Origin of the sequence: Rhodopseudomonas pentothenatexigens (genome assembly GCF_900218015.1) — a bacterium.
In the GTDB taxonomy this organism is placed as follows: Bacteria; Pseudomonadota; Alphaproteobacteria; order Rhizobiales; family Xanthobacteraceae; genus Rhodopseudomonas; species Rhodopseudomonas pentothenatexigens.
Genome location: NZ_UFQQ01000042.1, coordinates 1 through 20,658, shown reverse-complemented (window position 1 = coordinate 20,658; position 20,658 = coordinate 1). Strand labels below are relative to the sequence as shown.

The 20,658-nt window shown below is 65.3% G+C and carries 19 protein-coding genes and 1 tRNA gene; 7 read left to right on the top strand and 13 right to left on the bottom strand.

All coding sequences use genetic code 11. From position 1 onward, the window contains the following. Positions 1-258: 258 nt before the first annotated feature. Entirely contained in the window at positions 259-660 is a 402-nt protein-coding gene (locus DWA33_RS23600; RefSeq protein ID WP_244601383.1) for a hypothetical protein, read from the top strand. A gap of 65 nt (positions 661-725) precedes the next feature. Here DWA33_RS23600 and mdlC read toward each other — a convergent pair whose 3' ends face one another. From mdlC to DWA33_RS23575, 5 genes are all read right to left on the bottom strand, one after another. Next, positions 726-2,354, bottom strand: a complete 1,629-nt coding sequence (mdlC, locus tag DWA33_RS23595; RefSeq protein WP_114360931.1) for a benzoylformate decarboxylase — start codon at positions 2,352-2,354, stop codon at positions 726-728. Positions 2,355-2,614: 260 nt separating this feature from the next. Further along, complete coding sequence (locus DWA33_RS23590) at positions 2,615-3,472, bottom strand: HTD2 family dehydratase (RefSeq protein WP_114360921.1); 858 nt, start codon at positions 3,470-3,472, stop codon at positions 2,615-2,617. 24 nt (positions 3,473-3,496) lie between these two features. Continuing rightward, the gene (locus tag DWA33_RS23585; RefSeq protein ID WP_114360920.1) at positions 3,497-4,591 is read right to left on the bottom strand and encodes a CaiB/BaiF CoA transferase family protein; all 1,095 of its coding nucleotides are present in this window, start codon (positions 4,589-4,591) and stop codon (positions 3,497-3,499) included. Positions 4,592-4,758: 167 nt separating this feature from the next. Then, on the bottom strand, positions 4,759-5,931 hold the full coding sequence (locus DWA33_RS23580) for an acyl-CoA dehydrogenase family protein (RefSeq protein WP_114360919.1): 1,173 nt from the start codon (positions 5,929-5,931) through the stop codon (positions 4,759-4,761). Positions 5,932-5,965: 34 nt separating this feature from the next. Then, positions 5,966-7,231: a cytochrome P450 gene (locus tag DWA33_RS23575; RefSeq protein WP_167443274.1), complete on the bottom strand. Its 1,266-nt coding sequence runs from the start codon at positions 7,229-7,231 to the stop codon at positions 5,966-5,968. A 344-nt stretch (positions 7,232-7,575) separates the two neighbouring features. On the opposite strand from DWA33_RS23575, the gene DWA33_RS23570 reads away from it, so the two are divergent. Further along, on the top strand, positions 7,576-8,748 hold the full coding sequence (locus tag DWA33_RS23570) for an isovaleryl-CoA dehydrogenase (RefSeq protein WP_114360918.1): 1,173 nt from the start codon (positions 7,576-7,578) through the stop codon (positions 8,746-8,748). A 97-nt stretch (positions 8,749-8,845) separates the two neighbouring features. Further along, complete coding sequence (locus tag DWA33_RS23565; protein WP_114360917.1) at positions 8,846-9,640, top strand: class I SAM-dependent methyltransferase; 795 nt, start codon at positions 8,846-8,848, stop codon at positions 9,638-9,640. Here the strand turns inward: DWA33_RS23565 and DWA33_RS23560 are convergent. Further along, positions 9,637-10,443 (bottom strand): DUF2927 domain-containing protein, encoded by an 807-nt coding sequence (locus tag DWA33_RS23560; RefSeq protein WP_114360929.1) that lies wholly within the window; start codon positions 10,441-10,443, stop codon positions 9,637-9,639. The genes DWA33_RS23565 and DWA33_RS23560 overlap by 4 nt on opposite strands. An 86-nt stretch (positions 10,444-10,529) precedes the next feature. Continuing rightward, positions 10,530-11,111, bottom strand: coding sequence for a L,D-transpeptidase (locus tag DWA33_RS23555; protein WP_114360916.1), 582 nt, complete (start codon positions 11,109-11,111; stop codon positions 10,530-10,532). A 185-nt stretch (positions 11,112-11,296) separates the two neighbouring features. Here DWA33_RS23555 and DWA33_RS23550 point away from each other — a divergent pair, with 185 nt between their 5' ends. Together DWA33_RS23550 and DWA33_RS23545 are read left to right on the top strand one after the other, a co-directional pair. Beyond that, positions 11,297-12,841, top strand: coding sequence for an acetolactate synthase large subunit (locus tag DWA33_RS23550; protein ID WP_114360915.1), 1,545 nt, complete (start codon positions 11,297-11,299; stop codon positions 12,839-12,841). Between the two features lie 103 nt (positions 12,842-12,944). Beyond that, positions 12,945-13,376 (top strand): DUF5413 family protein, encoded by a 432-nt coding sequence (locus tag DWA33_RS23545; protein ID WP_114360914.1) that lies wholly within the window; start codon positions 12,945-12,947, stop codon positions 13,374-13,376. A 159-nt stretch (positions 13,377-13,535) separates the two neighbouring features. Here DWA33_RS23545 and DWA33_RS23540 read toward each other — a convergent pair whose 3' ends face one another. The 5 genes from DWA33_RS23540 to DWA33_RS23520 form a co-directional block, all read right to left on the bottom strand. Continuing rightward, positions 13,536-13,856: a hypothetical protein gene (locus tag DWA33_RS23540; RefSeq protein WP_114360913.1), complete on the bottom strand. Its 321-nt coding sequence runs from the start codon at positions 13,854-13,856 to the stop codon at positions 13,536-13,538. A 132-nt stretch (positions 13,857-13,988) separates the two neighbouring features. Next, positions 13,989-15,551, bottom strand: a complete 1,563-nt coding sequence (locus DWA33_RS23535; RefSeq protein WP_116080248.1) for an anti-phage protein — start codon at positions 15,549-15,551, stop codon at positions 13,989-13,991. Between the two features lie 196 nt (positions 15,552-15,747). Further along, a tRNA-Val gene (locus DWA33_RS23530) sits at positions 15,748-15,822 on the bottom strand. 144 nt (positions 15,823-15,966) lie between these two features. Next, positions 15,967-17,247: a coiled-coil domain-containing protein gene (locus tag DWA33_RS23525; RefSeq protein WP_114360911.1), complete on the bottom strand. Its 1,281-nt coding sequence runs from the start codon at positions 17,245-17,247 to the stop codon at positions 15,967-15,969. A 237-nt stretch (positions 17,248-17,484) separates the two neighbouring features. Beyond that, positions 17,485-18,078, bottom strand: coding sequence for a DUF1134 domain-containing protein (locus DWA33_RS23520; protein WP_114360910.1), 594 nt, complete (start codon positions 18,076-18,078; stop codon positions 17,485-17,487). 108 nt (positions 18,079-18,186) lie between these two features. Between DWA33_RS23520 and DWA33_RS23515 the strand changes: the two genes are divergently transcribed. After that, complete coding sequence (locus tag DWA33_RS23515) at positions 18,187-18,693, top strand: YHS domain-containing (seleno)protein (protein ID WP_114360909.1); 507 nt, start codon at positions 18,187-18,189, stop codon at positions 18,691-18,693. A 42-nt stretch (positions 18,694-18,735) separates the two neighbouring features. On the opposite strand, the gene DWA33_RS23510 is transcribed toward DWA33_RS23515, so the two are convergent. Further along, positions 18,736-19,563 (bottom strand): 3'(2'),5'-bisphosphate nucleotidase CysQ family protein, encoded by an 828-nt coding sequence (locus tag DWA33_RS23510; RefSeq protein ID WP_114360908.1) that lies wholly within the window; start codon positions 19,561-19,563, stop codon positions 18,736-18,738. Between the two features lie 132 nt (positions 19,564-19,695). Between DWA33_RS23510 and chpT the strand changes: the two genes are divergently transcribed. Beyond that, positions 19,696-20,352: a histidine phosphotransferase ChpT gene (gene chpT / locus DWA33_RS23505; RefSeq protein ID WP_114360907.1), complete on the top strand. Its 657-nt coding sequence runs from the start codon at positions 19,696-19,698 to the stop codon at positions 20,350-20,352. Positions 20,353-20,658: the final 306 nt, after the last annotated feature.

The following is a 20,658-nucleotide window of genomic DNA, read 5'->3' as shown; positions in this document are numbered from 1 at the left end:
CGCGATAGCCCGTTCACGAACTCATCGTCCGATTTGGGCCGTGGCAGGCCCGTACATTGCGCCGCTGCGGCGAGTTTCGCCGTACGGAGCTTGCAATTCCGCCGGGTAGCCCCTCTACTCGGCCGTGCTGCTTGTATTCTTCGCCCGATCGGACCCCTCCGGGAAGCATCGACACGATCGGCGCACGCATTTGATTGCTCTGATCTTCGGCTCGATACGGCCCTGTTGTGTATGGCCGTAGACCTCCGACGCGCCGCCATGACGATCTCGACAGCCGGTTCGACGGTTTCCCGCGCGGGCGCCTGCCGTCTGTCTCTTTCGACCGACCTGCGCGGCAACCGGCTTCATGCCATCACCCAAAGGACTCCCATGACCAATCACCAATCCGGCCGCCGAAGCTTCGTGTCGCGGGCGATCGCCGCGATGATCCTGACGAGCATCTATTGCTTCAGCATGATCGGCGTGACGGCACTCGTCTCGGGTGCAACCGGCACCGCCGCCAACGCGCAGCGTGGTGACGGACGCGGCCGAGGCCGGGGCGAGATGCGCGGCCGTGGCCGGGGCCGCGGCGAGATGCGCGGACGCGGACGTGGCCGTGGTCGTGGCCGGGGCCAACGCGACTGCTTCATCAACGCCGGCGGCTTCCGCGTCTGCTACTGAGTCGGCATCGCGGACGTTTCGAGCGGCGGCGGTGTTCGCCGCCGCTCAGGCGCCGCATCGGCGGCTCAGCCGTTGCGCGCGTAGAGCATCGGCACCGAGCTATCGAGCATCGCCTCGACCACGCTGACGCCGTCCCATGCAAGGGCGCGCGTCAGCGCCGGCGCCAGCTCCTCGCTGCGCGTCACCCGCACCGCATCGCAGCCGAGCGATTGCGCCAGAGCGGTGAAGTCGATCCCGGGCAGCTCCAGTCCGGGCACGTTCCGCACCTGCATCACCTGGCTGAACGAGCGCATCGCGCCGTAGCCGCCGTTGTTCAGCACCACCACGGTCAGCGGCAGCCTGCGCTGCGCCGCGGTCCACAGCGCCTGGATCGAATACATCGCCGAGCCGTCGCCGATCAGGCAGACGGTGCGGCGGGTCGGATCCGCCAGCGCGAAGCCGACCGCGGCCGGCAGCGACCACCCGAGCCCGCCGCTCGACATCGTGGCGAAACTGTCCTGGCCGGGCATCAGCATGTATGTCTGCATCGCCGGGCGATGCGACGGCGCCTCCTCGACCAGCATCGCGTCGTCCGGCATCGCGGCGCGCAGCGTATGCAGCAGATATTCGGCCGGCATCGGCTCGGCTGACCGCGGCGCTGGCGGCGGCACACGGGCCGGCGGCGCGGCGCGCTTGGTTTCAGGCAGCAACGCCAGCAGCGTGGTGAGTGCCGGCGTCACGGTCGCGATGATGCTGGTGCCGAGGGGCGTCACCGTGGCGGCGTCGGCATCATCGGTGATCTGGAACAGCTTCGAGGCGTCCTCGAAGATCGCGGCATGGCCTTCGACATGGAAGGTGAACACCGGTGCGCCGATCACCACGACGACGTCGTAGGCGCCGAGCACTTCGGACAGTTGTCCGGGAGACGCGTGAAGGAAGCCGGCGAACAGCGGATGCCGTTCGGGGAAACTGCAGCGCGCCGAGAACGGCGACACCCACACCGGGGCCTTGGTGCGCTCGGCGAGCTGGACCATCAGATCGACCGCAGCGGCGCGGTCGATCGCGGGACCGACCACCAGCGCCGGCTTCTTGGCTTTGGCCAGCGTATCGGCGAGCGCCTGCATCGCTGTGCGGTCCGGGCCGAGCTCGCGGGTGATCGTGCGCGGCGGCACCGGCGCCGCAGGCCGGGCCCAATCGTCGATCGGCACCGACACGAAGGTCGGCCCGCATGGCGGCTGCATCGCCACATAGTAGGCCCGGGCAATCGCGGCGGGCACGTCTTCGGCGCGCGCCGGCTCGACGCTGTATTTCACATAAGGCCGCGGAAATTCGCTCGCGCGCTCGGCGCCGAGGAACGCCTGCAGCGGCAGCAGGCTGCGTGCCTGCTGGCCGGCGGTGATCACCAGCGGCGTCTGGTTCTTGAACGCGGTGTAAATGTTGCCGAGCGCGTTGCCGACGCCGGCTGCCGAATGCAGGTTGACGAAGCCGGCGTTGCGCGTCGCCTGCGCATAGCCGTCCGCCATCGCCACCGCCGAGGCCTCCTGCAGCGCCAGCACGTAGTCGATATCGTCCGGCCAGTCGCTGAGGAACGGCAGCTCGGTCGAGCCGGGATTGCCGAACACCTTGTCGATCCTGAAGGCGCGGAGCAGATCGAGGGTGGCGGATTTGACGGTGCAGACGGCAGCGCTCGGCTGCCTGGACTTCTTCGCGGGCAAAGACGGTTTCCTCGGGCGGCGGATGCCGGTGTTGTTGCTTGCACCGATCAAATCCGCAGGCGGCGAGGGGAGTCAACACGGATCACGCGTCATTCTGGGGCGCGAGCGCGCGAACACCGCACAGTCATTCCGGGGCGCGCGCCCTTCGCGCGCGAACCCGGAATCCCGAAATTGGGGAAACGTCGGAGTCGCAGAACAGCTCGGGATTCCGGGTTCGCGCCTCACGGCGCGCCCCGGAATGACGTGCATGTTGCAAAGCGCTACCAGCTCGCCGTGGCCTTCATGGTCGGCACGCCGTCGGCGTTGGCGGTCCACAGCTCGAGGCCGGTTGCGGTCTCGTTGGCGTTGACGCTGAAGTCGGCGCCGTCGAACAGCGGCTGGACGCCGCGATAGCTGAACGTCTTCGGCGCACTGCCTTTGAGCTTGGCGGCGAATTCGACCAGCAGCGCGGCCTGCATCGGGCCGTGTACGATCAGGCCGGGATAGCCCTCGACCTTGGTGACGTAGTCGCGGTCGTAGTGGATGCGGTGGCCGTTGAAGGTCAGCGCCGAATAGCGGAACAGCAGCACCGGATCGGCGAGATGGCTCTCGCGATGCTGCGCGGCTGGCGGCGCCGCAGCCGGTTTGGCGGGGGCCGCGGGCGCCGAGGAGGGCGGCGGCACGTCGCGATAGACGATGTCCTGACGGTCGCGGATCGCGATCCCGCGCGGCGTGGTGATCTCGTGGTTGACGGTGACAAAGCACAGCGTGCCGGTCGAGCCCTGCTTGATCGTCACGTCGCCGATCGTCGAGGTCCGTGTCACTTCGTCGCCGACCTTGAGCGCGTCGACGAATTGCAGTTCGCCGCCCGCCCACATCCGCCGCGGCAGCGGCACCGGAGGCAGGAAGCCGCCGCGGGTCGGGTGGCCGTCAGGACCGAGCTGGTCCATCGGGTACACCGGCTGGCCGAGGCACCAGTGCACGGTGAACGGCGCGGCATCGCCGGTCGCGGGCTTGCCGATGTCGAGGAACAGCGTCGCGCGCAGCCCCTTCACGAGCTGTGGGGTGACGACGTCGGTGGCCTGTTCGCTGCGGCCGATCCACTGCCGCAGATGATCGATGTCGAGCGCGTCGGTCATGTTGGTCCTCGCTTACTTGCCCGCTTACTTGCGCTTGTCGCCGATGCCCGGCACGGCGCCGTAGTGCCGGTCTTCGCCGACGACGATCGCCGCCGGCGCCGGATAGGTCACCTTGCCGTTCGGAGTGTCGACTTCGATCCGGCGCAGGTGCGGATGCTGCGACAGGTCTTCCATGGTGTTGACTTCGGCGAACGCGATGTCGGCGCTGGCGAGATGTTCGAGCAGATCGTCGCGGGTCAGCGATCCGAAGATGTCGGCCACGATCTTGTCGGTGTATTCGCGGTTCCTGACGCGCTCGACGCCGTTGCACAGGCGGGGATCGTTGGGCAGATCCGGCTGGCGCAGCACATCCGAGCACAGCTTCTTCCACTCGCGCTCGCTCTGGATCGAGATCAGAATGTCCTTGCCGTCCTTCGAGGTGAACACGCCATACGGCGCGATCGACGGATGCGCGAGGCCGAGCCGCTTCGGCGGATTGCCGGCCTCGGCGTTGAGCAGCGGCACGGTGAGCCAGTCGGCCATCACGTCGAACATCGAGATCCGGATGTCGGCACCGTGGCCGGTGCGACCGCGGCCGATCAGCGCTTCGAGGATCGCGGCGTGCGCGGTGGCGCCAGTCGCGACGTCGACGATCGACATGCCGACGCGCGAAGCGCTTTCCGGCCCGCCGGTGATCGAGGCGAGGCCGCTCTCTGCCTGGATCAGCAGGTCATAGGCCTTGCGATGGGCGTAGGGGCCGTCGTCGCCGTAGCCGGAAATCGTGCAGATGATCAGCTTCGGATAGTCTTTGCGCAGCCGCTCGCGGGCGAAGCCGAGCTTGTCCATCGAGCCGGGCTTGAGGTTCTGCAGCAGCACGTCGGCCGAGGCGATCAGCTTCTCCAGCTCGGCGCGGCCCTCTTTGGTCGAGAGGTCGACCACCGCGGATTCCTTGCCGCGGTTGAGCCAGACGAAGTAGCTGCTCTGGCCTTTGGCGGCGGCGTCGTAGCCGCGGGCGAAATCGCCTTCGGGGCGTTCGATCTTGATGACATGGGCGCCGGCATCGGCCAGCCGCGAGCTGCAATACGGCGCCGCGACCGCCTGTTCGACGGCGATGACGGTCAGTCCTTCGAGCGGAAGCATTGCTCAGTCCTTGCGATGGTCATTCCGGGGCATGAGCAGCGTAGCTGCGAAATGAGCCCGGAATCCATAACCACCGCAGGGAGTATGGATTCCGGGCTCGCCGCTACGCGGCGCCCCGGAATGACGATTTCGATGTTAGCGGGCGCATTGCACGCGATGGAGAGGGTTCAGTACGACCGCGGCATCCCTAGCACGTGCTCGGCGAGATGCGACAGAATCAGGTTGGTCGAGATAGGCGCGACCTGATACAGTCGGGTTTCGCGGAACTTGCGCTCGACGTCGTATTCCTCGGCGAAGCCGAAGCCGCCATGGGTCTGGATGCAGGCGTTGGCTGCCTCGAACGAGGCGTCGGCCGCGAGCATCTTGGCCATGTTGGCCTCGGCGCCGCAATCCATGCCGGCTTCGTACTTGCGGGTGGCTTCCTTCACCATCAGCTCGGCGGCGCGCATGTTGGCGTAAGCCTTGGCGATCGGGAACTGGATGCCCTGGTTCTGGCCGATCGGCCGGCCGAACACGGTGCGGTCCTTGGCGTAGGCGCTGGCCTTGGCGATGAACCACTTGGCGTCGCCGACGCATTCACTGGCGATCAGGATGCGCTCGGCATTCATGCCGGACAGGATGTAGCGGAAGCCCTTGCCTTGCTCGCCGATCAGGTTCTCCTTCGGCACCTTGAGGTCGGTGAAGAACACTTCGGTGGTGGCATGGTTCATCATGGTGCGGATCGGGCGGATCTCAAGGCCATGGCCGCGCGCCTCGCGCATGTCGACCAGGAACACCGAGAGTCCCTCGGTCTTCTTCGTCACCTGATCCTTCGGCGTGGTGCGCGCGAGCAGGATCATCAGGTCGGAATATTCCGCGCGGCTGGTCCAGATCTTCTGGCCGTTGACGACGTAGTCGCCGTTATCGTCCTTCTTGGCGAAGGTCTTCAGCGAGGTGGTGTCGGTGCCCGAGGTCGGCTCGGTGACGCCGAACGCCTGCAGGCGGAGTTCACCGCTGGCGATCTTCGGCAGCCACTTGGCCTTCTGCTCGTCGCTGCCGTGCCGCAGCAGGGTGCCCATGGTGTACATCTGGGCGTGGCAGCCGCCGCCGTTGCAGCCGGCGCGCTGGATCTCTTCCAGGATCGCGGCCGCCGCCGACAGCTTCAGGCCGGCGCCGCCGTATTCCTCGGGGATCAGCACCGAGAGGTAGCCGGCCTCCGTCAGGGCGTCGACGAACGCCTTGGGATAGGCCATTTCGCGGTCGAGTTTGCGCCAGTATTCGCCGGGAAACTGCGCACACAGTTTGGCGACGGCGTCGCGGATGTCGTGGTATTCGTCCTGCTCCGCGGCATGGTGTTTCATCGGCTGCGTCTTCTTGTTGGTTTTGGGGGAAGGGTCATGAGACCCGGACCGGCAAGGACTCGTAGCCCTTGACGAAGCTCGAATACACCCGCTTCGGCTCCCCGACAACTTCAATACGCTCGAAACGCTTGAGCATCTCCTCCCATACGATCCTCAGTTGCAATTCGGCCAGACGCATCCCGACGCACCGATGGATACCGAAACCGAACGACAGGTGGATCCGGGCGCGGGGGCGGTCGATGATGAATTCGTCCGGCCGCTCGATCACCTCGTCGTCGCGGTTGCCGGAGACGTACCACATCACCACCCGGTCGCCCTTGCGGATGGTCTTGCCGCCGAGCTCGGTATCCTGAACGGCGGTGCGGCGCATATGCGCCAGCGGCGTCTGCCAGCGGATCACCTCCGGCACCATGGTGTCGATCAGCTTCGGACTGGCCCGCAGCTTGTCGAATTCCTGCGGGTTCTCGTTCAGCGCCAGCACCGAGCCCGACATGGTGTTGCGGGTAGTGTCGTTGCCGCCGACGATCAAGAGCAGGATGTTGCCGATCAGATTGTCGCGGTCCATCTCCCGGGTGGCGTCGTGATGCGCCATCATCGACAGCAGGTCGTTGCGTGGCTCCGAGTTCACCCGCTCGTTCCACATCCGGGCGAAATACGCCGCGCATTCGTTCAGCTCGTCGCGGCGCTGCTGTTCGGATTCGACCACGCCGCTCTTCGGCAGCGCGGTGGCGACGTCCGACCAGCGCGTCAGCTTGCGGCGTTCGTCGAACGGAAAATCGAACAACGTCGCCAGCATCTGGGTGGTCAGCTCGATCGAGACGCGGTCGACGAAGTTGAAGGTCTCGCCCCGCGGCAGGCCGTCGAGCACCTTCTGGGTCCGGCCGCGGATCAGCACGGCGAGTTCGTCCAGATGGTCCGGCGTGAACATCGGCGACACCGTCTTGCGCTGTGCCGAATGCCGCGGCTCGTCCATCGCGATGAAGCTCGGCCAGTCGTAGCCGACCGGCGCGTCGCGGATCGAGATGCCGCCGAGCGTGGAGTCCGACGAGAAGATCTGGTGGCTGGTGTCGACATGCATGATGTCGTTGTACTTGACGACGCTCCAATACGGCTCGATCGGCGCGTTAGTGCAGAAATGCACCGGCTCTTCCTTGCGCAGCCGTTCGAACCACGGCCACAGCGTGTCGTCGCGGAAGTGCCGCGGGGCGCCGGGGTGGAAGTCCTTCAGCGGGGTCGCATAGGCTTCCTCGCGTGCCGCCCGCAGCCGCGCCGCCTTTCCGGTCTCGATGGTGCCGTGCATCGTCGTCCTCCCTGGCCATGTCATGAGCGCGCCGCGGGTTATCTGCGGCGGTCGCGGTCGGATTTTCGGTCCCGCCATGGTTCGGTCCGGCGGGTTCGACCGTCTGATCAGATCGTCAACCGGCGGCTGCGGCAAGGCACCTTTGCGGGACTTGCCCGGCGGTTCGAACAAATTGATTTGACGGTAGAAAAGTGCCCGTCCGGCGACTTGCGTCGACAAGCTGGACGGGTTGCTGCGGCGCCCCACCATTGGAGCCTTCTCAGGCTCCCGGCGCCGTGACATGGTGCGCGCAAACAACATACGGCGGCGCTGCCAGGTGCCGCCGAGCGGAGCGAGCACCCAGCATGATTCCCAACGCGCAGAGCCTGTTCAACTTCGATCTCGGCGACACCGCCGACGCGATCCGCGAGACCGTTCGCGACTTCGCCGCCAACGAGATCGCGCCGCGCGCCGAGGCCATCGATAAGACCAATACGTTCCCGCGCGATCTGTGGCCGAAGCTCGGCGCGCTCGGTCTGCACGGCATCACCGTCGAGGAAGACTACGGCGGCGCCGGGCTCGGCTATCTTGAGCACTGCATCGCGATGGAGGAGATCTCCCGCGCCTCGGCCTCGGTCGGGCTGTCCTACGGCGCGCACTCCAACCTCTGCATCAATCAGATCCGCCGCAACGGCAACGAAGCGCAGAAGCGCAAATATCTGCCCAAGCTGATCTCGGGCGAACATGTCGGCGCGCTGGCGATGAGCGAGCCCGGCGCCGGCTCCGACGTGGTGTCGATGAAGACCCGCGCCGAGAAGAAGGGCGACCGCTTCATCCTCAACGGCAGCAAGATGTGGATCACCAACGGTCCGATCGCCGAAACGCTGGTGGTCTACGCCAAGACCGATCCGAACGCCGGGCCGCGCGGCATCACCGCGTTCCTGATCGAAAAGGATTTCAAGGGATTCAGCACCGCGCAGAAGCTCGACAAGCTCGGGATGCGCGGCTCGGACACCGGCGAACTGGTGTTCGAGGATTGCGAAGTGCCGGAGGAGAACGTGCTCGGCGAGGTCGGCCGCGGCGTCAACGTGCTGATGAGCGGGCTCGACTACGAGCGCGCGGTGCTGGCCGCCGGCCCGGTGGGCATCATGCAGGCCTGCATGGACGTGGTGCTGCCCTATGTGCACGAGCGCAAGCAGTTCGGCGAGCCGATCGGCACCTTCCAATTGGTGCAGGGCAAGGTCGCCGACATGTATGTGACGATGAACGCCTCGCGCGCTTACGTCTATGCGGTGGCGAAGGCCTGCGACCGCGGCGAGACCACCCGCGAGGACGCCGCCGGCGCGATCCTCTACGCCGCCGAACGCGCCACCCAATGCGCGCTCGACGCGATCCAGTTGCTCGGCGGCAACGGCTACATCAACGACTATCCGACCGGCCGCCTCTTGCGCGACGCCAAGCTCTACGAAATCGGCGCCGGCACCAGCGAGATTCGCCGCATGCTGATCGGTCGCGAGCTGTTCACCAAGACGGCGTAGGGAGTCCCCCTCGCGCCGAGGACGCCACTTCGGCGCCCTTGCTTTGACATCGGCCGCCTCTAAAGCTCCTCCCTTGCTCCGAATTGAGGGAGAAGACATGGACGCGAAGGAAGTCGCCGCGCACTGGGAGAGCAACGCCGAGACATGGACCATGCTCTCCCGCGCCGGCCACGACCGATACCGGGATGCGTTGAATACGCCGGCCTTCCTCGCGATGCTGCCGCCGGTTGCTGGTTTCGAAGGGCTTGATGTCGGCTGCGGCGATGGCACCAACACGCGCGCCGTCGCGCGGCTGGGCGCGTCGATGACGGGCCTCGACATCGCCCCGACCTTCCTGCGTCATGCCCGCGAAGCCGAGCGACGTGATCCTCTCGGCGTCGACTACGTGCTGGGAGACGGGCTCACGCTGCCGTTTGCCGATCGAAGTTTCGATTTTGTGACGGCCTTCATGTCGATGATGGACATGGTCGATCAAGCGGCTGTGCTGCGGGAGGTGGCGCGACTGCTGAGGCCGGGAGGCTTCCTGCAGTTTTCCATCCTGCATCCCTGCTTCGTTCCGCCGACACGCCGGAACATCCGCGATGCAGAGGGCGCTCCGATAGCCGTCGAAGTAGCCGATTACTTCGACGAGAGCGATGGCCGTGTCGAACGTTGGTTGTTTTCCGGCATTTCGGCCGAGCAGCGGGCTACACTCACGCCGTTTGCCGTTCCGCGTTTTCACCGCACGCTGTCGACCTGGGTCGCGACGATCGTCGGGGCAGGGCTCTCGATCGAGGCGTTCGGGGAGCCGATGGCCTCGGAAGAGGCCGCTGCAACAGAGCCGATCGTGGCCGACACGCGCGTCGCGCCGATCTTTCTGCATGTCCGCGCGAGGCTTCCGAAGGCGCTTTAACGCGCCAGCCTGTTCACCCTGGCGACGTAGCTGCGGACGTGGGCAAGGACCTGCGGCAACACGGCTTTGACTTCCGGCACCGTCATGCCGGGGCGGATCGCCGGGTGGTACAGGATGTTCAACAGGTACTGATCGTAGACGTCGAAATAGCCCTTCTGCACGTCGTCGTTGAACATCGTCCACGGCACCTCGTCGGTGTCGTTGATCGGGCCGAGCGACTGCAGCAGCTCCTCGTAGGCGCAGTCGCGGAACACGAAGTCGCCGTTGTCGACGGTGAGGATGACGTCGGAGCGCTCGATTTCGAAACGGTCGTTCTTGCGGAAGCCGGACAGGCACTGCGGATCGAGGCTGTCGCGGATCTCGCGGGCGCGTTCCTCGCCGTAGAACGTCGCGATGGTCTTGCCGAGATTGCGGTCGCGGACGAGGTGGACGGTGACGTTGGCCTCGTCGGCATTGTCGGTCATCGCGATGTCGAGATGCTCGACCCGGCCAGCGATGTCGGCGACGATGTAGGCGAGCTCGGCGCGGCGGCGGGCATGGCCGTCGCCGTCGGCATAGACCCGCACCGGCCCATCATATTTGCGGATGCGGTCGACCCGGCCGGCGAGATGATATTCGGCGCCGAACGCGGTCTTGAAGAAACCCTCGACGATCTGGCCGTCGGTGAAATCGGTCTTCTCGGTGCGTTGATGCGCCGAGAAATCGGTCGCCTCGGCGGCGCCGGCCGGCGCCGCGGCGAGCAGCGTGATCGCGGCGGCGATCGCCGCGATCACAGATGGGAGATGCCGGGGGCCGTATCGCATCGCGAAAGGCTGCCGCATCCGCGGTCGCGGCACAACCGGCAATTCGGCAGAGGCCGGCTGTGCACGCGGGCGAGCGCCCGGAGACCTCAGTTCTTGACCACCACCACGGTGCCGACCCGGACCCGGTCATACAGGTCCTTGACGTCGTCATTGGTCATGCGGAAGCAGCCGGACGACACCGCCTGGCCGATCGTTTCCGGCTCGTTGGAGCCGTGAATCCGGTACAGCGTCGAGCCGAGATACATCGCGCGGGCGCCGAGCGGATTGTCCTCGCCGCCAGCCATGTGGCGCGGCAGGTCGGGGCGGCGGCGCAGCATCTGCGCCGGCGGGGTCCAGCTCGGCCATTCCTTCTTGGCGGTGATGCGATGGGTGCCGGCCCAGCGGAAGCCGTCGCGGCCGACGCCGATGCCGTAGCGCAGCGCGGTGCCGTCGCTTTGGACCAGATAAAGCCGGCGCTCCCGGGTGCTGATCACAATGGTTCCCGGAGCGTAGTTGCCCTGGAACATCACCGTTTCGCGCGGGATCGGATTAGCGCTCGGGCCGGAGCGATAGAACGGGCCGAACCCCATCACCTCGCGCAGATCCATGCCCTGCGCCGACGCCTTGGTCGGCACGGCGGTGACGATCGAAAACAGCGCGAGCGCACTGACGGCAAGTCGACGAACCATTCCGAAACCTCGCAATCTTCGTTTCGCTCAGAACTGGCCACAATCGCGCCGATTGCGCAAGCCGGCGGCGGTACGTCGCAGCACGCCGCGCGCCGGCCGCAGTCCTGCCGCGCGTCGCCCCCCTTTGACGAAGCGGTGGAACAATGATTGATCGGGCGCACAAACAGCCAATGAGGGAGAGAAGCATGAATGGTGCCGAGAGTCTGGTGCGGACGCTGGTCAAGGGCGGCGTCGACGTGTGTTTCACCAATCCCGGCACCTCGGAAATGCACTTCGTCGCCGCGCTCGACCGGGTCGAAGGGATGCGCTGCGTGCTCGGCCTGTTCGAGGGCGTGGTCACCGGTGCGGCGGATGGTTACTACCGGATGAAGGGCACCCCGGCCTCGACGCTGCTGCATCTCGGCCCCGGTCTCGCCAACGGCATCGCCAATCTGCACAACGCCAAGAAGGCGGCTTCCGGTATCGTCAACATCGTCGGCCAGCACGCCACCTATCACATCGATTACAACGCGCCGCTGACCTCGGACATCGAGGGACTGGCGCGGCCGATGTCGGCCTGGGTCCGCACCTCGCCGGACGCCAAATCGGTGGCGCGCGACGGCGCCGCCGCGATCGCCGCGGCCAAGAGTTCGCCGGCGCAGATCGCCACCCTGATTCTGCCGGCCGACACCGCCTGGAACGAGGCCGACGGCATCGCCGAAGTGCCGGAACACAGCCAGCGGCCGACCTATTCGCCGCAGGCGGTGGAAGCCGCCGCGCGGGTGCTGCGCTCCGGCGAACCGACACTGCTGCTGCTGTCCGGCAACGCGCTCACCGAGCACGGCCTGGCGCTGGCGCAGCGCATCGCCGGCAAGACCGGCGCCAAGGTGATGGCGCAGACCTACAACGCCCGGATGGCGCGCGGGCAGGGGCGCTACTGGATCGAGCGTATTCCTTACGTAGTCGATGCCGCACTGCCGATCCTGAAGCCGTTCCGCCACATCGTGCTGGTCGAGGCGATGGATCCGGTGGCGTTCTTCGCCTATCCGGACAAGCCGAGCCTGCTCAAGCCGGAAGGCTGCGAGGCGCACCGCGTCACCGAGGTCGGCGAGAACTCGGTCGCGGCGCTGGAAGCGCTGGCCGGTGCGCTCGGCGCCAAGGCGAGCGACGCCGCGCAGCAGAAGCTGGTCGAGATCGCGAAGCCGACCGGCGCGTTGACGCTCGACAACATCGCCCAGGCGATCGCAATGGCGATCCCGGAAAACGGCATCGTGATCGATGAATCGATCACCACCGGCCGCGGCTTCTTCCCGCCGACGGCGGCCGCCGCGCCGCACGACTGGCTGCAGAATCTCGGCGGCTCGATCGGTTTCTCGCCCCCCGTCGCGGTGGGAGCCGCGGTGGCCTGCCCGGACCGCAAGGTGCTGTGCATGGTCGGCGACGGCAGCGCGATGTACACGCTGCAGGCGCTGTGGACCCAGGCGCGCGAAAATCTCGACGTCACCACCGTGGTGTTCGCCAATCGCAAATATCAGATCCTGCGCGGCGAGTTCGACGGCGTCGGGGCCGGCAAGCCCGGCCAGCGCGCCGAGGACATGCTGACGCTGGACCGCCCGGACCTCGACTGGGTGGCGCTGGCCAAAGGCATGGGCGTGCCGGCCCGGAACGTGTCGACCGCCGACGAATTGAACGCGGCGCTCGCCGCCGGCCTTTCAAGTGGCGGCCCGAACCTGATCGCGGTGCAGATGTAGCCTCGCCAGCCTCTCCGCATTCCCGTTTCGGACAGTTGTCGAACCCGTGGCCGGCAGCGTAGCCTGCCGTCCGCGGCCGGGCGTGGCCGCGGGTGGAGCAGACATGAAGCGCTATCTGATCTTTGCCGCGATCGGTCCGTTGATCGGCGGTCTGCTGTTGTTGTTCGCGACGACCTATCTGTCGGGCTATTGGGCGCACACCAATCTGATGGAAGTGAAGAAGTTCTTCGTCGTTTTGTTCAAGTCGCTGCAATACAGCTACCTGTTCGGCCTGCTCCCGGCGCTGATGATGGCGGCGATCGACGAGATCGTCTGCCACATCCGCCGCATCGGTCCCGCCGTCCGCGTGGTGATCGTCGGCGTGATCGGCTTCGTCGCCACCGCTTTCATGTACGGCAATCGCGGCGCCGATGCCGGCGTCCTGCAATTCGTGCTGTATGGCCTGGTCGGGTTGGTGCCGGCGATGCTGTCGTCCTGGCTGGCCGGCAAGCTCTGCGCGCCCGTCACTGCCGAGGCCAAGCAAGCCCAGGCGTGAGCGAGTAGGCACTCAGCGAACTAACTGCCGCAGGATGGGTTGAGCGGAGCGCAACCCATCACCCCATCGCATGCTGGTGTCGAGCGCTTACGGCACCATGGTGAGAAAGCGTGTCGCCCCGTCTCGGATGATCCGGGCTGGCAATATCGTCTTGGCGGCTCAGCGGGTTGCCGCCGCCGCGTCGCCCCAGCCGCTCAGACTCTCGATTGCATTGTCCTGCAGAGCGTTTTCGAGCTTGGCCTTCAGCTCGGCATGGCGCGCCCGCGCTGTGGCGGCGTCGCCCGATGTCATGCCGCTGTCATGGGCACGGACCAGCGGGCTCAGCAGCAGAAAGTCCTCGGTCTCCTTCTGCGTCAGGCCGGCGATCACGGTGGCGCCGCGGGCATCTTTGGTCAGCGCCCGGATCTGCTCCAGCCACTGCCGCAGCGACGTCTCCTGCTCGAGCAACGCGTTGATCTTCTGATCGATGGTGTGAGGCATGGATCGCTCCCTTCCCGACGATGGACAGATGCCATCTGCGATCGTCGCTAAACGAGCGTGCAGTGCGGCCGCATTGTGCCGGATCAATTGCTGCGGTGCGAAATTTCCGGCCGGGGCTATGGGACGCGGCGCTTATCCGGGGGCACTATCAGAATCGCCTTCGAGTACGAATTCAGGTTCTTCGACCACTGGATCGTAGTAGGCGATTAGCTGTTTCCTCATAACCCGCTCAACCCTGGCATCGACGATCGTATATTCGTTGACTGGTCTCCCTATTGCACCCTCGATCGTCCGTGTACCGCTCAATCGAACAATTCCCGCATTTTCCCAAGATTGAATTCGGGTGCGCGCCGATTGAGAGCCCGTTCGAAACGTGTTCTGAACGTCCTTGTTCGTGAAGCTCGTTTTGTTTAGTCGAAAGATCTGAGCCAGAAGTCTCTCACCAAAGGTGGCGGTTACAACATCGGTTGCGTAGGTGTTGAGTCCGATCTCAACAGAGCGGTCGTCAAGAAGTTCTGGTCCGTTCTTGTGAAGATGGGTGATGTCGTGCTCTCGTAAAATGACGTCCATCAGCCTAATGGCTTCGCGCGGAGATCGCATCGCCACTCTTATGACTTCTGCTTTCACGGCGTCGACGTCAGTTTCCGCGGTGAATAATCCTTCAAATCCGTATCGTTTTTCAGAGTAGTACCTAAGTCGGTTTTCGAGCATCAGCGAGAGGAAGTCATCGCTCCAGGACACTGTCGCGTGACCAATTTTATCCAATCTAACCGGTTGTCCGGCGCCCTCGAAAATGGCTTTCAATCGATTCCACAAAAAGAACACCCAGGAAAAATTAGGTATTTCCATTAATTGGACGCGTGAAAGTAAGGGGTAAACCAAAGATGCGGTTTGGTCTGCCGAATTTGTAGTTGCTTCGGTTTCGTCGACTTTATCTACGAGTGCGACAATTCCAGAAAAACCAAAAATGCGAACAAGATCTATTAATTTCTGCAGCGTGAGTACTGAATCGAAGCCGTCCTGCGAGTTCCCGGCCAATAGGCTTGCAGCATCCTTGCCGACACCGCCAACGCCGACAAATCTTGCTGAGATTCCCTCCGCGATAGCGCCCACAAGCGTCGCAACCCGATCCCACCTTTGTTCGACCCAGAGTTTGTTGCCGGAATAGAAGGCCTGGTTGAGGAGGTGCATCGCCTCGCGAACAGAGCGACTGCGTTTCGCCTCAGGTCGATTAAGATAGTAATCTCTAAGTAGCGCGTAGCAGAGATCGTTCTCTTCTTTTGTTGTGGCTTCAAGATAGATGCTTCGGTCGTCGTCACTCAATGAGCTCAGCCAAGTCAGGAGGCTTTCGATCACCGCAAAAGCAACTTCCTTGATTAGGGCTGCTTCAGAGACGCCCTGCAGAGACTTGCCCTGGACGACAGAAGAGAAGTCGATGATGTTGACGGCTAAAGGGACTTCTTCGTTTGCCGATTTAGCTTTCCACAGCTCTTTGTAAATCGTGAGCCGTGTTGCGCTCTTGCCGGCGCCCCGATCCCCAAAAAGAACATAAGTTGATCTGCTTTGAGCTCGCTGTTTGATCTCTTGGAAATAGGGGGGTTGTACCGCGTACTCCGCAATATTTGGCTCTGTTTCGGCAACATAGTGCTCGAATGGATTTCCTTTGAGATTCAGGGCCTGAAATAGTTTTTGCACTAATGATGCTCCTAATAGCTCCGCCGCAATAGCCGGGGTGAATTGATTTCGGCAAACTGCAGGTGTCGAGGTCGTCGCAAAGTGGCGCGTTACCGAACGTGCGGCATCCTAGCCGAATGATTGGGGTAGGTCGAATGCCGGTTGCAAAGAGTTGCTGAAGCAACCGATCTCGTTAAGTCGAGCTAACAATAGGAAATGGTGGGCGCACAAGGGATCGAACCTTGGACCTCTCCCGTGTGAAGGGAACGCTCTCCCGCTGAGCTATGCGCCCGGGACCGGTCGGGGACAGGGGCCGCGAAGCGGCCGGTCGAACCACCGTAGAGGCGCGATTTACGAAGTGCGGGGGGGGGGTGTCAAGCGGCAACACCCGGGTTCAGCAGATTTGCCCAGGTCGTCGGTCGCGGCGGTGCGCGGGTCAGCCGGTCTGGCGGGCGCGCGAAGCGTGGGATTGCAGCGCGCGGATGCGGTCGGCCAGAGTGCCGCCGCCGACCACCGGGGCGACACCGGCGCTCTTGCTGCCGTTGGCCGCCTTGCCCTTCGCCGGCTTGGCCGGTTCCGGCTGCGCCGTCAGCATTGCCTGGATCGGCGAATCCGGGCCTTCCAGCGTGATCGCCAGCTTGGCGACCTCGGCGGCGATGTCGTTGATCCGCTCGCGCAGCAGCGCGTTCTCCATCCGCTCGGTCTCCCACGAGCTTTCCGCCTGCTGCTTGAGCGCCACCAGCTCGCGCTGCGCCTTGGCGCGTTCGTCGCGGGCCTCGGCGAGCTGGTCTTCGAGCGCGGCCTTGTCCTTGCGGATGCGGGCAAGGTCGGGCGATTTGCCGCTGGCGGCGTCCAGCTCGTTGCGCAATTCGCCGACGGTGCGCAGCGCGGCCTCGTTGGCGGCGCGCAGCTGATTGTTCTCGAATTCGCGCTCGGCCAGCAGCTTGCTCTGGGCGGCGAGGCGTTCTTCCAGCTCGTGGACGCGGCCGCCGAGCGTCTCGGCTTCCTTGACCTGCGCCAGCAATTGCCGGTCGAGCTCGCCGACCCGCTGGCTCAGCGCCTCGACCCGGCCACGGGCCTCTTCCAGCTCGCGCGTGGCGGCGGCGGATTCGCCGCGTTGCGCTTCGAGCCGGCCGCGGGTCTCGGCAAAGTCCTTCTCGGCCTCGCCGACCCGCGCCTGCAACTCCTCGATCTTGGTGTGCAGCGCCACCAGTTCGACCTGCCGGGTGTCGGCCAGACTGGCGCGCTCGTTGAGCTCGGCGTTGATCCGGGCGAGCTCGGCCTGTTTCTCGGCCAGCGCGGCTTCGGCGCTGCGCAGCTCCTGGGTCTTGGCAGCGAATTCCTGCTCGGTGGCGCGAAGCTGCTCCTGCACCGCCTTCTCGCGCGCCGACAGCGAGTCGATTGCGGCGTTCTTCTCGGCGAGTTCGAGCTTGAGCCGGTTGATGGCGTCGGTCTTCTTGCCGATCTCGGCGAACTGGCTGGTGGTCTTGTTCTTGAGCTGGTCGACGCTGATCTCCAGCCGCCGTGCCGACATCGCGAATTCGGCCCGGAGCTGGTCCTTGTCGGCCTGGATCTCCGCCATCGACAGCGGCGTCGCCGCCTCGAGCCGCTTGGTGGTCAGCCGCACCGCGCGATTGTGCACCAGCGGCGCGATCATCAGCGCGAGCAGCATCGCGACCAGAAAGCCGATCGCCAGATACATGATCTGTTCGACCATCGATGTCTCCCACACGCGCTTCGGCAAGGCGCGCGCGTTCCGCGGGGCTGGGCGCGGAGCGCGTCGGCGCGAATTCGGACGATGAACCGGTCATGGCGCGGCGAACGTCGCCGTCCGGCCGCAAATCCATTTGCGGCACAATGCCATAAGCCGGCGCCTTCGCGCCAGTGCATTGCGGTGTTAACGTGAATCGGTAGTCGGTTACGCGCCCTGGCTGTAGGGCGCGGGCGGCCTGGATCAGAACGGATTCCAGGTCGCCGTGGGGGTGAACTTCAGATAGCCGATATTGGCGCCGAGCCGCAGGCCGATACCCGACTGGATCGGCACCAGCACGATGCCGTTGGCGGTCAGCGCCGTCATGCCGAAACCGCCGACCACATAGGCCGAGCCGTCGATACCGCCGAACCGCTGATAGATCGCGTTGGTGGAGGGCAGGTTGTACACCAGCGTCATGGTCCGGGCGCCGTTGCCGCCCCAGTCGAAGCCGACCGACGGGCCCTGCCAGTACACTTTCAGGTCGCCGGCGTTCTTGGTGTACAGCGTACCCTCGCCGTAGCGCAGGCCGGCTACGAACGCGCCCGAGCCTTCCTCGCCGAGTACATAACCGTTGGGCAGGCCCCATTGGCTGACCGCGCGTTCGATCACCGAGGCGAGGCCGCGCGAGACGTTGCCGAAGAAGCGGTGGCCGGCGCCGACCAGTTCGTCCGGCCCATAGGTGTTCGGGCCGGCCTGCGACTTCGGCGGCAACGGCTGCTGCTGGGCCGCAGCCGGCAGATGCAGGGCCGCCAGCGCAACAAAGGCCAGCGCGGCGCGACGCGTCACGAAGCTCATGCAATTCACCCCTGGGTCTTCAAATCCCTAGCGCCGCTTTAACCGGATGCTGACAGGCATCCGCTATGAGGCGTTTGTCCCCGACTCGGAACGTTATCGGCAGCAACTATGACGGCACAACGGCAGGAACGGAACCGGATCCGCCTTCGAATCGCCTTGATCGGACTGCTCGGCCTCGTTGCCGTGTGCAGTTTTGCGCCCGTGATCGTGCACGCCGGCACGACCGAGCGACTGGTGGTCGATCGCAACACCGGGCTCGCGATCGACGGGTTCGATCCGGTGGCGTATTTCACCGATCGCCAGGCGCGGCAAGGCCAATCCGAGTTCGAAGCCTCCGCCAAAGGCGCGGTCTGGCGGTTCTGCAACGACGACAATCGCAAGTTCTTTCTCGCCCGGCCGGACATCTACGGCCCCCAGTTCGGCGGCTACGATCCGGTCGCGGTGGCGCGCGGTGTGCCGCTGGCCGGCAATGCGCTGATCTGGCTGATCAGCGGCCAGCGGCTGTACCTGTTCGACCGCGAGGACAACCGCGACGCGTTCGCGGCCAACCCGGAGCGCTATCTCGGCGCCGCGCGCGAACGCTGGCCGGGACTGATGGCGACGCTGGCCGAATAGAGCGTCGTCGGGTGCTCGGTAGACCGGTTACGCCGCGCAGCATCAGCGCCCGTTACGATCGCCCCAGGCGATGAAGTCCGGCACGATGAAGTTCGGTCGCGGTTCGTCGAACCGCAGCGGCGCGCCGCTGGCGTCGGTCACCTTGCCGCCGGCGGCGATTACCAGCGCGGCGCCGGCCGCGATGTCCCATTCGCAGATCGGCGCCAGCCGCGGATAGATGTCGGCTTCGCCCTCGGCGATTCGGCAGAACTTCAGCGACGATCCCAGCGTGGCGTGCACCGCGCCGGGGCGGCCGGTGATGAAGGCGAGCGTGCGCGGATCGAGATGCGAGCGGCTGACGGTGGCGGTCCACGGCTGGCCGGGCTCAGGCAGCGGGCGGGTGCGGATTGCGGACGTCGTGAAGCCGATGCCGTTCGCGGCGATGGTCAGTCGCTCGGCGTTCTGCCCGACCACACCGCGCCACGCCAAGCCGAGCGCCGGCGCGCCGACGAGACCGAGCACCGGCACGCCGTCGCTCACCAGCGCCAGGTTGACGGTGAATTCGTCGCGGCCGGCAATATATTCCTTGGTTCCGTCGAGCGGATCGACCACGAAGAAGCTGCCGGTGGTTGGTCGTCCGCGGTCGCAGCTTTCTTCCGACAGCACCGGGACGCCCGGCGCGATCGCCGCGAGGCCTTCGGCGATCACCCGATCGGCGGCGAGATCGGCAGGGGTCACCGGCGAGCCGTCCAGCTTCTGCGTCACCTTGGCGTCGCGCGGGATCGCCATGATCGCCGCGCCGGCGCGCAGCACCAGATCGGTGAGCGGCGCGAGCAGAGCAGGCAGACGGTCGGGCGAGGCAGCGGTGGGATGTTCGAACGCGGCAGTCATCAGGCTGTGTCATCCTCCGTCGGCGGACCGGTTGGCGCCGGACCGTTGTGTTGGCACTGCCAGCGGCCGCAGTGTATCAAGCCATTAACCAAGGCTGATTCGTCTTGCGAGCGGTTTTCGAGGAACAGACTGATGTCCGACGCCCAATCTCCCGCTGTGCAGGCTCCCGCTCCCGACGCGCTGGAGCTTGCGGCGCTGCTGTGTTCGCGGGTGTGCCATGATCTCATCAGCCCGGTCGGCGCCATCGTCAATGGTTTGGAGGTGCTCGACGACAGCTCCAAGCAGGAAGACCGCGATTTCGCGCTCGATCTGATCCGCAAGAGCGCCAAGACGGCGTCGGCGCGGCTGCAGTTCTGCCGGCTGGCGTTCGGCGCGGCCGGCTCGGCCGGCGCTCAGATCGACCTCGGCGACGCGCAGAACATGGCGCGCGGTCATCTCGAAGACGACAAGACCAAGCTGACCTGGAATCTGCCGCGGCTGTTGCTCGCCAAGAACCGGGTCAAGCTGCTGCTCAACATGCTGATCATCGCGCAGCAGACGATTCCGCGCGGGGGTACGCTGACGGTCGATCCGATCGGCGAGGGCGACAATTTGTCGTTCCGCATCGTCGCGGCGGGTATCAACGCCCGCACGCCGCACAACATCGTCGATCTGCTCAACGGTACGCAGAGCGGCCCGATCGAGTCGCACGGCGTGCAGCCGTACTACACACGGCTGCTGGCGCAGGCCTGCGGATTGACCGTGTCACTCGCGCCGGAAGGCGACACCATGGTGGTAACTGCGTCCTGAGCAGCGCCGCCACATAGTAAACGTTGTATTGACGCGCGGCCTCGGAAACGTCCGAGGGCCCTAACTATTTGAACTTCCGCCGCATCAGTCCGCGGCCCGCAACCAATATTAAACGCTTTCCGCACACAGTGGCCGCATCAGTCGGGCATTGGCGACGGTCGCATGCCCGCGTGCAGTGAAGGCCACGCGTATGGACGATCTTCTTCGTGAGTTTTTGACGGAGACCTTCGAGAGCCTGGACACGGTCGACAACCAGTTGGTCCGGTTTGAGCAGGAGCCGAACAACGCGAAGATATTGGACAATAT

Coding starts and splice junctions, on each gene's coding strand:
- DWA33_RS23600 (WP_244601383.1), top strand. CDS start 259: ATGACGATCTCGACAGCCGGTTCGACGGTTTCCCGCGCGGGCGCCTGC.
- DWA33_RS23590 (WP_114360921.1), bottom strand. CDS start 3,472: ATGACCGACGCGCTCGACATCGATCATCTGCGGCAGTGGATCGGCCGC.
- DWA33_RS23585 (WP_114360920.1), bottom strand. CDS start 4,591: ATGCTTCCGCTCGAAGGACTGACCGTCATCGCCGTCGAACAGGCGGTC.
- DWA33_RS23580 (WP_114360919.1), bottom strand. CDS start 5,931: ATGAAACACCATGCCGCGGAGCAGGACGAATACCACGACATCCGCGAC.
- DWA33_RS23575 (WP_167443274.1), bottom strand. CDS start 7,231: ATGCACGGCACCATCGAGACCGGAAAGGCGGCGCGGCTGCGGGCGGCA.
- DWA33_RS23570 (WP_114360918.1), top strand. CDS start 7,576: ATGATTCCCAACGCGCAGAGCCTGTTCAACTTCGATCTCGGCGACACC.
- DWA33_RS23565 (WP_114360917.1), top strand. CDS start 8,846: ATGGACGCGAAGGAAGTCGCCGCGCACTGGGAGAGCAACGCCGAGACA.
- DWA33_RS23560 (WP_114360929.1), bottom strand. CDS start 10,443: ATGCGATACGGCCCCCGGCATCTCCCATCTGTGATCGCGGCGATCGCC.
- DWA33_RS23555 (WP_114360916.1), bottom strand. CDS start 11,111: ATGGTTCGTCGACTTGCCGTCAGTGCGCTCGCGCTGTTTTCGATCGTC.
- DWA33_RS23550 (WP_114360915.1), top strand. CDS start 11,297: ATGAATGGTGCCGAGAGTCTGGTGCGGACGCTGGTCAAGGGCGGCGTC.
- DWA33_RS23545 (WP_114360914.1), top strand. CDS start 12,945: ATGAAGCGCTATCTGATCTTTGCCGCGATCGGTCCGTTGATCGGCGGT.
- DWA33_RS23540 (WP_114360913.1), bottom strand. CDS start 13,856: ATGCCTCACACCATCGATCAGAAGATCAACGCGTTGCTCGAGCAGGAG.
- DWA33_RS23525 (WP_114360911.1), bottom strand. CDS start 17,247: ATGGTCGAACAGATCATGTATCTGGCGATCGGCTTTCTGGTCGCGATG.
- DWA33_RS23520 (WP_114360910.1), bottom strand. CDS start 18,078: ATGAGCTTCGTGACGCGTCGCGCCGCGCTGGCCTTTGTTGCGCTGGCG.
- DWA33_RS23515 (WP_114360909.1), top strand. CDS start 18,187: ATGACGGCACAACGGCAGGAACGGAACCGGATCCGCCTTCGAATCGCC.
- DWA33_RS23510 (WP_114360908.1), bottom strand. CDS start 19,563: ATGACTGCCGCGTTCGAACATCCCACCGCTGCCTCGCCCGACCGTCTG.
- chpT (WP_114360907.1), top strand. CDS start 19,696: ATGTCCGACGCCCAATCTCCCGCTGTGCAGGCTCCCGCTCCCGACGCG.